We start from the raw sequence: 12,233 nt of genomic DNA on the forward strand, positions 1-12,233 counted from the left end.
CGAATGCAGCCAACGAAATGAAGTATCAAGATTTTAGTATCAAGTAGCTAGACTAGATACCGGATTGATCTTGATGGCTTAAAAGTGGATACCGATCTTTTGTAAGTATTAAGTGGCTGGATTTCAGTATCAAGTACTTCCATCGTTCCTATTCCTTCAATTAGAAATCGGTACAGGCTTACTACTCATTTTACAATAGGTTTGATGGCGGTTTATTATTCACGGTATCGATATATGGGATAAGTATTAGTATCAGGACAAAAATCGAGTCTTGATACTATCTACTATCATCTTGCGACTTAGATCGGATTTTTTGGTTTGCGGCGAAAGACAAGGTCGAAGATGGTGATACCGGACTGGTGAGGGACAAAAACTGATGATTTCTGTTCCTTACCGGTCGGTCTTTCCATCCAAAGGTCAAACGCTGAAAAATGTTTTGTTTTCTGTTCCATCGCTTTAAAGTTTATATGGAACGTCTCAGGGTAAAAAATAAGGCGCAGGCCCTCTTTCTTACTCTAACTGTGGTACCGCCAAGCACCTTGGAACGAGCAAGCGAGTAGCCCACGCCAAAGGCGTGAGCATTTCCCCACTTTTTGTCTCGTTCCTAAAAGAATTTGGCGGTTTTCAGTTAAGAGACGCAAAGAGCGAATGCATCAAAGATGATTTTATTTCATTCGCAAAATTATAGGTCCATTTCAAAATTTGAAATTTCACTCACCACAAATATAGAAAAAAATATCTAAGTGTTGGTTTTTAGACCAACAAAATTTATTCTTTTTTCTCACATCTTCCTTATTCATCAGTTAAGAAAAAATGAAACCTGAAGAAAAGGAACGGTTATTAAAATTATTAGGAGAAAGATTAAATGTCCTAAAGAAACAATCCAATAGGAGCTACAGAGAACTCGCCCTAAGATGTGACCTAGATTTTGCGGACATAAAAAAATATGAAGAAGGAAAAAAAGACATTCAATTCTCTACAATTATTGAATTATCTAAAGCATATGGAGTAAACCCAAAAAAAATCTTTGATATTGATTTTGGGATTGATTTTGGAGATATAGAAAACCACACTTAAAAATTTGTAATTGAATCAATACCACTTGAAATATTACTTAATCCCCTTTTAAACCGATCAAATTTGTATAAACAGTGGATTTAAGCTTTCAAATTTCTTAAATTAGAGAAGCTGAGAAATTGTGATAAGTTGTTTAAACCCTATTCAATAAATTATGGAAGCCCTCGGATTGGAGGGCTTTTTTATAGGGGTTTGGTGAAAAATACCCCAAATAGGGTATTTTATTTATAAAATGGACTTTTTAGTTTTGGAGGATGTGTCCAAAGGATATTTTAAAATAAAACTCGTCTCGGGTTTACCAATCCAACAAATAACGGGGGCTTTTTAAACCTTTGGTTAACAGATATACAAGTTTTAGCTAATAATTTCATGAATTTTTATGATCACTAGAATAAATAAATTAAAAGATTTCGGAGTTTATAAAGACTTTAATCGAACAGGTGATTTACAAGACTTTGAAGAGCTTAACATCATTTATGGTTGGAACTATTCAGGAAAGACAACCATTTCTCGTCTATTTTCCTTCTTGAACAAAGAATTACCTTCAGATTTTTCAGACTCAACAATTGAATTACATAGAACAGATGGTAGTCGAATATCGAAAGAAAACCTTTCCATTCCAGGTAGGTCTGTACATGTTTTCAATGCAGATTTTATTGAAAAAAACCTCAAATGGGATGGAGAATCCTTTGAAGCGATTAAAGTATTATTAGTTGGAGAAGATGCAATAGAAGCTCAAGATCAAATTAATGACTATAGCTCAAAAATTCAAAAAATCGAAGCGATCATTAAAAAGCTTCAATTGACTATTTCAGAAGGGAACAATAACATTTCAACTAAACAAACAGATAGAGCCTCAGAAATAAAACGAGTATTACAATTAGTCCAAACTTATACAAAGACACATTTAAAACCTACCTTCGATTCGATAAGAGACGACTATGAATCTTATATTCTAGGAAATAAAGAGTATACTGCAGAACTATCAAAAGCTTTGGTTAATGAAAGTGATCGTCTACCTGACAACCTTTCTAGTATCAATTTACATTTAAGCTTATCTGCTTTGAAAAATGAAGCTTCAACACTTCTATCACATATACCAGAACTTACTAATACTATTGAGTATTTCATTAAAAACCCACAGGTATCAACATGGGTTGAAAATGGATTACCATTTCTAGAAAAGAATGAGAATTGTCATTTTTGCGGAAATAAAATCACTGAAGAAAGAAAATCGGAACTTCTATCACACTTCTCTGAAGACTTAAAAAATCATAAACGAAAGATTGCAGACTTAATTTCCAGGCTTAACAGCAAAAAGGCATCAGAAATCAATCTTAGCCAGACTCAATTCTATTCAGAAAATCAACCTTCTTTTATAAAGTTCAAAGACGAAATAAACGAAGGAATCACTTTATTTAATTCAGATATAGAAAGGGTTATTTTAAAACTTCAGAAAAAATCAGATTCCCCTTTTAAACCAGATACTGAACCTATAACATTTAATTACAATGAAGAACTAATTACTGGTTCGGTAAAAGAATTAAACGATATAATTGAAACTAACAATCAAACTTCTAAAGATCTTTTAGAACAAAAAGCTTTATCAATTGAAGCTATAAAAAAACATCTGGTTGCCGAATTAATTGAATCTCTCAACTTGGAAGAGATTCAAGAAAAAGAGTCTATTTACCTTAACAGAATTGAAGCGTTCAAAAAGAGATCTTCAGAGTGGAAAAGCGAAATTGAAATATTAGAAGGAACTATTAGCGAAGCACAAAAAGGCAAAGAAGAACTTAACAAGTTAATATCCAAGTTTTTAGGGAGAGACGAAGTGCAGGTTGAAGTCAAAAATATTGCTGGTACCGAAAGATTTGTGCTACAGAGAGGAAGTCAAAAAGCACGTTATCTAAGCGAAGGAGAAAAAACGGCAATTGCTCTATCATTTTTTATTACGACTTTACAAGAAGTCAATAATCTTGATCAAGCGATTGTATACATAGATGACCCAATTTCAAGCCTCGACTCAAATCATATTTTTCAAGTTAATGCATTCATTAAAGAGCTATTCTTCAAAAAAGAAGATGATAACTCACCATGGAAGTTGTTAGTCAAGCAATTATTCATTTCAACTCACAACTTCGACTTTTTCAATTTATTAACAGAACTACCGCTACCAGCAAAAAAGAAAAAGTACTTTCAAACAGTGAGAAAAGGTGAGTCTGAGTCAACGTTTAAAAACTTACCAAAATCACTACAAAATTATTCGTCAGAATATCATTACTTATTTGAATTACTACACAAATTCCACGAATCAGAAGACAAGGATGACTATCCAACTTTAATGGGACTCCCAAATGCGATAAGACGTTTTACAGAACTATACACTTATTCTAGGCTTCCAACTAATAAAAGTGCTACTGTTGATCAAAGAGCCGATAAGCTTTGGGGGGCAGAACGATCTAAAAGAATTCTTAAGGTTCTTCATTACTTCAGTCATGCAAATAGTATAACCAGAATACAAGGGAATAGTGACCTAATTTGCGATATCGAGAACGCAGTTGAAGATTTAATAACGGAACTAAAAACGGATCCTCTTCATTATGATGAACTCGTGAAATCTTTACCGAAAAACTAGCTACAATCGAGTCCCCCCGACTGGGTGGAGTATGCCGCTCCACCCTACTATCATGGGAATTTGTAATTCCTTGTTCAAGAGCTGTCTGCAAAGGAATGTATCTAAGCAGTTCATCCTAATTTAGATTGTTTTTTTGGATTATTATGACACTCATAAAATTTCAAGTCAATTTGTGTCAATAGTATGTTTAAAAAAAATATAATGGATTAATTTACCCCAAATCAAATACGATATGAAATATGCAATTGTAGCTGGCAAAAAACAGAAGCTTTCAAAGGGGGAAAGGGAATTTGCCCATGTTGTAAATCCGCTGTAAATGCCAAATGTGGGGATGTTAAAATTAATCACTGGGCACATATTGGAAAAAGAAAATGTGAGTCCTGGTGGGAAAATGAAACAAAATGGCATAGACAATGGAAAAACCATTTTCCGGAGTATTGGCAAGAAATAGTACATTCTGATGAAACAGGAGAAAAACATATCGCCGATGTAAAAACCAAAAAAGATTGGGTATTGGAATTTCAACATTCATATATCACACCTGAAGAACGAAATTCTAGGAATACTTTTTATTCTAAATTGGTTTGGATCATAGATGGGTTAAGAAGAAAAACTGACAGAATGCAATTTCAAAAAATATTAGAAGAAAGTTCCAGGGCTCCAATAGGCAACTTAAATATCCGAAAGATATCCTTCCCAGAGGAATCTCGACTTTTGAAAGAATGGTTTGATTGTGGAGTTCCAGTTTTTTTTGATTTTGGTCAAACTGGATTATGGTTTTTACTTCCTTTTGATATTAAAGATGAAGCATATTTGATACATTTTTCTCGAGAAGAATTTATCAAAGTTCATAATAATGAAGGATTTAACGAATTGATAAATGAAATCATTCCAAATATACAAAACATGATATCTGGGTTTAGAAGGAAAATTGATAATATGTCTGTAAATAAATTATTAAACCCTAAAAGAAGAACTACTAGGAGACGAAGATTTTAAGCAGCAAAAAGATGCTTTAATAAGTCTTTAAAAACAAGGCAAAAAGTTTAATCATTAACTATTAAATAGAACTGATAATGAAACAATTAGACAACTATGCTTTAGAAAGTAAAATTTCTGACTTTTTCAGTAATATCAAATACGCAGGGGATTACGACGTTGAATTGACCAAGACCAAGCATCTGATGAATTTTCTTGGGAAGCAGTTGATTTCCAAAAGAATATTGACCAGGATTGAAAAGGATTATGATGACCTAAAGAAAAAGATTGACCTTTATGAAAACGGTGAATCAGAATTACGTAAAGAAATACTTTCTTTAATTGAAGAAGATTCATTTAACCAAGGGGCTTTTGGATATTTCACGATCGTGCATGTATTGGATAGACCAAATAATAACGGCAATTACCAATTTTTACATGGCATTCTTCATAAATATTATGACATAGCTCTCAGATGGAGTGATGAAAAATCCCATTTTTCAGATTTAGTTCTTGAACCATTCGAAGATCTAATAGACTGGTATCTAAATGATGCCCAAACAGAAAACCCTGAGGACTACTATTCTCAAAATGAATTTGAAAAGGTCAGAGAAGATATCGACAAAATATTTGAAGAGCTTCAAAAACAGGGTAAAGGCCAGGAAATTATTTATGATGATTTAATGGCGGAATTCGAAGAATTGAAAGAGTTGATTAGCACGTTAAATAAAAAGAACTTGGGACAATTACTAAAAGGAAAGCTAATGGATTGGGGAATTAGCCAAGGAGTTACTTCCATTGCTGATGAAGTCATTAAACAATTAGATTTTGTGGGATAATTTACGGTTTAAATTCTTCCTTTAATTATTTCAAACACTCTTCCGTAGTTCTATTTCAGGCATCTCATCATAGGTATGGCTATTGAGCAAAATTAAGGATAAGTAGAATTTCTACAAAAAAACTACTTTTCTTTGTTCACTATTAAATTTTTTAAATATTTGTAGAGATTGTACTAAGCAATAAGTGAAAGTGACTCTAAAAGATATCTATGAAATTCATACCGGATTGTTTGCAAGGCCTGAGAAATTAGGAGATGTAACATATCTTCAGGCAAGGCATTTTGATGAAGAAGGGAATTTAGTGTGTGAATTAGAAAAAGATTTATCCACTTCAGAAATCAATCCCAAACATATTTTAAATCAGGGCGACTTGCTATATGCTGCCAAGGGGAATAAAAATTTTGCATTTCTCTATACAGAGGGATTGGTTCCAGCGGTAGCTTCCACTTCATTTTTTGTGTTAAGACCAAAGGTAAATCAGAGTATTAAAAAAGTAGTTCCTGAATACATGTTGTGGTATCTTAATCAGCCAAAAACCATGGATTATCTAAAATCCATGGCTAAGGGTACCTCAATGCTTTCAATCTCTAAACAAACCTTGGCCGATTTGGAAGTCGAAATTCCTGTTGAATCAATCCAGGAGAAAATAGGTGCTATCAACGCTCTACGTAAACAGGAAAAGAAAATTATCCACCAATTAGAAGTACTTAAAGATCAATTTATTCAATCAAGATTATTGAAAGTAATAAAGTAATATGGCTATAATAACACAGAAAGCAATTAATGATGCCGTTTGGAAGGCTTGTGATACTTTTAGAGGGAGTATAGATCCAAGTGTGTATAAGGATTATATCCTAACCATGCTTTTTATTAAATACTTAAGCGATGTACACGATGATAAATATGAAGCTTATCTTGATAAATATAGTGGGGATGTAGAAAGGGCAAAAAGAGCAATGCTACATGAGCGGTTCAAGGTACCTGAAAATAGTCATTTTAAATTCCTATATGAGAATAGAAATGCTTCGAATATTGGAGAACTGATCGATATTGCCCTTGAGGACCTTGAAGAAGCCAACAGGCAAAAGCTATTCACCGAAGACGGGGTGGGTATTTTTCAAAATATCAACTTTAATAGCAGTGTACTTGGAGAAACAAAGGATAAAAATACAAGGTTAAAAAACCTGCTATTGGACTTTAACAAACCAGAGCTTGACCTAAGGCCTTCCCACCTGGATGGAACTGATATTATAGGTGGGGCTTATGAATATTTGATATCGAACTTTGCCAGCGATGCTGGTAAAAAGGCTGGGGAATTCTTTACACCAAGTGAAGTATCTACCTTATTGGCAAAATTAACCAAGTCCGCACCTGGATCCAGAATATGTGATCCTACTTGTGGTTCCGGTTCTCTTCTGATCAAAGCAGGTCAGGAAGTTGGGTCGGATAACTTTTCGCTGTATGGGCAGGAAGCCAATGGTAGTACTTGGGGTTTAGCTGTGATGAATATGTTTCTTCATGGATTTGATAATGCTACTATTAGATGGGGAGACACCATACGTAATCCCAAGTTGAAGGAAGGGGATAGTTTGATGAAGTTTGACACCGTGGTAGCTAATCCTCCATTCTCGCTGGATAAATGGGGCAAGGTAGAAGATAAAGATGGAGAAAAGACTACGGTTACTTATGATCCGGAAACGGACCCCTATAATCGTTTTTGGCGAGGGGTTCCGCCTAAGAGCAAGGGGGATTGGGCATTTATCAGCCATATGATCGAAACTACCTATGAAGGCAAGGGAAAGGTAGGCGTGGTCGTTCCGCATGGGGTTCTTTTTAGAGGAAGCAGTGAAGGTAAGATCAGGCAGAAAACAATAGAGGAGAATCTTTTGGAAGCTGTGATTGGTTTACCTGCTAACTTATTCTTTGGTACTGGAATTCCAGCGGCTATCCTGATTTTTAACAAGGGGAAGGAGACCAAGAATGTACTATTTGTGAATGCCAGTGCTCACTACGAAAGTGCCAAAAATCAAAATAAGCTTAGAAAAGAAGATATCGAACATATTGTCAATACTTACAGGGGTTTTAACCAAGGAAAGCTCCAGCCTGGAGTTGCTGAGGATAAGTTCAGTTATGTGGGGACATTTAAGGAGATCAAGGAAAATGACTTTAACCTGAATATCCCCAGGTATGTGGATACTTTTGAAGAAGAGCCCGAAGTGGATATAGAGTCTGTACAGGCTAAGATAAAAGAACTTGAGGGTGAATTGGAAGAAGTGCAGCAACAGATGGATAAGTATTTAAAGGAAATAGTTGGATAGACAGGCTTCCTAAAACAATAAAAGTAAATTTTTCAATTAAAAGGAATAGTATTTAGGTCTTTAGTAATAAATGTGATGGAAAATAGTCCAAGCTACGGGTTCGAATTACCCATGGGATGGGAAGTAAAAAGTTTAAACTCGCTTTTCAGTTTTAAAAATGGAATTAATGCCGATAAAAACAGTTATGGCAGTGGAGTTAAATTTATTAATGTCATGGAGGTGATAAACAATGAGTTTATTACTCCTGATATGATTCCTGGTACTGTTAATATTTCCGACAATAAAAAGAAGCAATATATTGTCAGAAACGGTGATGTACTATTTAACCGGACATCCGAAGTTAATGATGAAATCGGTCTTTCATCAATTTATTACGGAGCTGAAGAGGTGGTTTTTGGAGGATTTGTAATTCATGGTAAACCTCTTGGAAACAGAATAAACGATTTATTTAAAAAGTATTGTTTCCGAATAGGGTTTGTTCGGAATCAAATAATAAAAGCTGGACAAGGAGCTGTCAGGAGTAATATTGGACAAAAAGACCTCCAAAAAGTTAAAGTAATTTTACCTCCCTTAAATGAACAAATAGAAATAGCAAAAGCGCTGACTAACTGGGACAGGGCTATCCGCAAAACCAGCCAATTGATCGAGCAAAAGAAGCTGCAGAAAAAGTGGCTGATGCAGCAGCTATTGACAGGCAAAAAGAGGTTGAATAGGTTTAGTGGGGAGTGGAGGGAGCATTCTCTCGGTGATTTTTTTACTGAGAGAAAGGAAACCGGATTTAAGGATTTAGAATTGCTCTCTGTAGGTCAAAATGGCATATATCCTCAATCAGAATCAGATAAAAAAGATACTTCAAACTCTGATAAATCAAAATATAAAAAGATCTGTCCAAGTGATATTGGATATAATACAATGAGAATGTGGCAAGGTAGAAGTGCATTATCAAGTTCTACTGGAATTGTAAGCCCAGCGTACACAATAGTTAAGCCAAAGAAAAATGCTGTATCCGAATATTTTGCCTATTTATTCAAAACACCAAAGATAATTAACCTATTTTGGAGGAATTCTCAAGGACTTGTTAGCGATACATTGAATTGTAAATTCAAAGACTTTTCAATTGTAAAGACCAAAATTCCTGATAAAGAGGAGCAGAAGGCAATAGTAAATATTCTACGGCTGGCTGATGAGGAATTACAATTATTGCAGTCAAAACTAAATCAATTAAAAGCACAGAAAAGGTGGTTGATGCAGGTACTGTTATCCGGTAAGAAACGATTAAATTTTTAGCATATGTGGATTGCAAGAAGTTCAAAATGGCATTCGGAAACGACACCATTACAAAAATTTGCGGTGGAAAGAATACTTCAAAGATGTGATTACTCTGAATTAATCACCAATCGCTTTCGAACTATGAATGGCTTTACTCTTTTAAAGGAGATGATACATTATTGTAATGTCACTATGAGAAGGAGTAAAACCGTAAAAACGCTAATGGTCACAGTTGAAGAAGCAAAATCACCACTTATTAATCAAAATATTGTCAATGATTTAATAATCTGTGAATACTTCAAGGATCTTAAGGAATACTTGGAAAAAAATGTTGACTCCAAAAAATTAGTTGGTGAAAAAATGCAACCTAATTTACTTTTCTTGGAAAATCTACAAAAGGACTTAAGAGTTTTTGAAAAACAACTGGAAAAGCATTATTTTGAATTTTTATCTAAGGAGCTAATAGCGATACCATTTGGTGAAAAAAAAGAAGTTCATAGATATATTGGTAAGTTAGCCAACTTAATTGATTTATTGATTCCTTACCTTATCTTCAAAGGATATTCAAGTGCAACAATTAGCCAGATTTTGCAAGGCTGGCTTAAAAGTGGCTATCCAATAACGATTGTTAAATTCCTTTCATTTTTGCATTACAAAGAAAGGCCATTTACTTTTTTGCAGTTTTTAGGAAAGAAATCAGAGGAGTCACATGATTTTTTGGACTTGATGAGAAAAAGTTTGGATGTTGAAATAAATAATATTTCATCTAAAGAATTAGATAAGAGTTTTGTTGCTACACACAGCATTTCTGATGATGTTGAATTTGCCAAATATGTCTATAATACAATAGATCCACATATGCATGTCAGGTCCAACTTTGATGCCTTACTAAAAAGGCTGGTTGTGCAGAAGGACAGAAGAAGCTTATCTGTATTTAATGATTTTTTCACACATAGTTTCTGGTCTAATAAAAAAGATCAACCAATTACTAAGTTTAGAACAATTTCGTTAGAAGGGGATCCTATAAACGTGTTGAGCAGGGAAAAAACTTTAAGAAATACTCTTTACAAGGCCTCAAAAATTTACGATTATGAGTATTTGGAATCAGATCATATACCATTAGTTGATTGTGAGCAACTCCGAAATTCTATTTATTACTATAATCTCGCATTAGGTTCAAAGTCAATTGAAAATTCTCTTTCTTTATTATGGACATCTTTAGAAGCCGTACAGCCCTATAAAGTTTACAATGCAGATATTGATGCGGTTCAAAAAATAATCTCAAAGGGTTTAGGCTTTGGTGCAATAGGCCGAGATATATATGGATTCGCAATTAGAGTAAATTCCATCAACAAATTGAACGAAGATTGTTTTGAAAATGGTTTTGAAATTCCTCTTCCTCAAAATACGTACCCTGACAAGCTTAATGATTGGTTTAATTGGATAAAAGATGAAAAAAATTGTAAAAAGAACTTTGAAAAATTTAAGGAACATTCTGAGCTTCTAGCATTTCAATATCATTCATTGGGAAAAAAATATACGGAGGAAAATTTGAATTTAATATTAGATAGAATTAATAAGTCAGAAGCTTCCATAAGATTCCAGCTTCAAAGGATATATCATCATAGAAATAAAATTGTTCATTCTGGGGATATGATTAATGAATACACCAACCTCTGGATGCACCTTGAATGGTATGTAGGCAAAATTCTTTCGTATTTTATCATCAAGCTTCATTTTAAGCAAGAATCAAGAAGTCTGGAGGATGCTTTCATGGAATTAGAAGCAGATAGGGATTATTTGATTTCCTATTTGGAAAGAAATAAAGAGATGAAAATAAAAGATCTTCCTGACAGAATATTATCATTAATGTTTAAAAATGGATGGCATTTTTTCTAAACTTCATTTAATATGATATATAATTTACCGCATTTACCTCTAAATATAGATTTGGAAACCAAAGCCGTCCTTAAGAAAACAGCTTTGGCCAGAAGTGCCCTGGCCGAAATGAAGGGGATAGCTTTAAGTATTCCCAATGAAAATATACTTATCAGCACCCTCTCATTGCAGGAAGCAAAGGACAGCTCTGCCATAGAGAATATCATCACCACCCATGATGAGCTCTTTCAGGCTGATTATTTGAAGCAAAGTTTTAAGACTTTAGCCTCCAAGGAGGTGTATAGCTATGCGGATGCCTTAAGAGAAGGCTTCCATACAGTAAGAGAGCGAGAGATTTTGACCAGTAATCATATCCTGCAAATTCAGGAAATGATAGAGGAGAACAGGGCAGGATTTCGAAAATTGCCTGGTACCGCACTAAAGAATGAAAGTACCGGGGAAACGGTGTACACCCCGCCGCAAACCTATGACGAGATTGTAGGATTGATGAATAACTTGGAAGTCTTCATGAATGATGATAACCTTAGTGATTGGGATCCACTGGTAAAAATGGCTGTGATCCATCATCAGTTTGAAAGTATCCACCCTTTTTATGATGGAAATGGAAGAACGGGCAGAATCATTAATATCCTTTATCTGGTAAAAGAAGGACTAATCAATTTGCCAATTCTTTACCTTAGTCGTTATATCAATCAAAATAAAGGAGATTATTACAGGCTTCTTCAAGAGGTGAGAACTTCTGAGGCATGGGAAGAATGGGTGCTGTTCATATTGGAAGGTATAGAGCAGACATCTCTACAGACCATTAAAACCATCGAAGGAATTAAAGCATTGATGCAAAAGACTAAGCATAAGCTGCGTCGTGATCTACCCAAGATTTATAGTCAAGACCTATTGAATAACTTGTTTAGACATCCTTATACCAAGATTGACTTTGTGATGACTGACTTGGCTGTAAGTCGGCCTACCGCCACTCGCTACCTTGAGGAGTTGGTGGCAATTGATATTGTGGAAAAGATAAAATTGGGAAAGGAAAACTATTACATCAACCAAGGTCTTTTCCATCTTTTAGCCAATGTTAATAATGGGACATGAAAAACTATTACACAAAATCTTTACATGTAAGTATTAACATGTAAAGAAAGTAAGTATTTTCTTTACATGTTTTATATATGCAAAAAGAATTTAATTACTAGGTAGAGCTTCTACAAAGCA

The 12,233-nt window shown here is 34.3% G+C and carries 10 protein-coding genes and 1 pseudogene; 10 read left to right on the plus strand and 1 reads right to left on the minus strand.

The genetic code is table 11. The annotated features are described in order from the left end of the window. Positions 1-299: 299 nt before the first annotated feature. The gene (locus DN752_RS24490) at positions 300-452 is read right to left on the minus strand and encodes a hypothetical protein (protein WP_162633211.1); all 153 of its coding nucleotides are present in this window, start codon (positions 450-452) and stop codon (positions 300-302) included. Positions 453-813: 361 nt separating this feature from the next. Between DN752_RS24490 and DN752_RS13205 the strand changes: the two genes are divergently transcribed. From DN752_RS13205 to DN752_RS13245, 10 genes and pseudogenes are all read left to right on the plus strand, one after another. Further along, complete coding sequence (locus DN752_RS13205; RefSeq protein WP_112784380.1) at positions 814-1,077, plus strand: helix-turn-helix domain-containing protein; 264 nt, start codon at positions 814-816, stop codon at positions 1,075-1,077. 379 nt (positions 1,078-1,456) lie between these two features. Continuing rightward, positions 1,457-3,715: an AAA family ATPase gene (locus DN752_RS13210; protein ID WP_112784381.1), complete on the plus strand. Its 2,259-nt coding sequence runs from the start codon at positions 1,457-1,459 to the stop codon at positions 3,713-3,715. Positions 3,716-4,003: 288 nt separating this feature from the next. Continuing rightward, positions 4,004-4,081: pseudogene (locus DN752_RS25400) on the plus strand (competence protein CoiA family protein); the annotation flags it as partial. A 147-nt stretch (positions 4,082-4,228) separates the two neighbouring features. Beyond that, the gene (locus tag DN752_RS13215; protein ID WP_449389519.1) at positions 4,229-4,714 is read left to right on the plus strand and encodes a hypothetical protein; all 486 of its coding nucleotides are present in this window, start codon (positions 4,229-4,231) and stop codon (positions 4,712-4,714) included. A gap of 77 nt (positions 4,715-4,791) precedes the next feature. After that, the gene (locus tag DN752_RS13220) at positions 4,792-5,532 is read left to right on the plus strand and encodes a hypothetical protein (protein WP_112784383.1); all 741 of its coding nucleotides are present in this window, start codon (positions 4,792-4,794) and stop codon (positions 5,530-5,532) included. Positions 5,533-5,722: 190 nt separating this feature from the next. Further along, entirely contained in the window at positions 5,723-6,286 is a 564-nt protein-coding gene (locus tag DN752_RS13225; protein WP_162633212.1) for a restriction endonuclease subunit S, read from the plus strand. A 1-nt stretch (position 6,287) separates the two neighbouring features. Continuing rightward, positions 6,288-7,850, plus strand: a complete 1,563-nt coding sequence (locus tag DN752_RS13230) for a type I restriction-modification system subunit M (protein WP_112784385.1) — start codon at positions 6,288-6,290, stop codon at positions 7,848-7,850. 75 nt (positions 7,851-7,925) lie between these two features. After that, the gene (locus tag DN752_RS13235; RefSeq protein WP_211324053.1) at positions 7,926-9,137 is read left to right on the plus strand and encodes a restriction endonuclease subunit S; all 1,212 of its coding nucleotides are present in this window, start codon (positions 7,926-7,928) and stop codon (positions 9,135-9,137) included. Positions 9,138-9,140: 3 nt separating this feature from the next. After that, positions 9,141-11,018: a hypothetical protein gene (locus DN752_RS13240; protein ID WP_112784386.1), complete on the plus strand. Its 1,878-nt coding sequence runs from the start codon at positions 9,141-9,143 to the stop codon at positions 11,016-11,018. A 12-nt stretch (positions 11,019-11,030) separates the two neighbouring features. Then, the gene (locus DN752_RS13245) at positions 11,031-12,113 is read left to right on the plus strand and encodes a Fic family protein (protein ID WP_112784387.1); all 1,083 of its coding nucleotides are present in this window, start codon (positions 11,031-11,033) and stop codon (positions 12,111-12,113) included. Positions 12,114-12,233: the final 120 nt, after the last annotated feature.

Origin of the sequence: Echinicola strongylocentroti (genome assembly GCF_003260975.1) — a bacterium.
Taxonomy (GTDB): Bacteria; Bacteroidota; Bacteroidia; order Cytophagales; family Cyclobacteriaceae; genus Echinicola; species Echinicola strongylocentroti.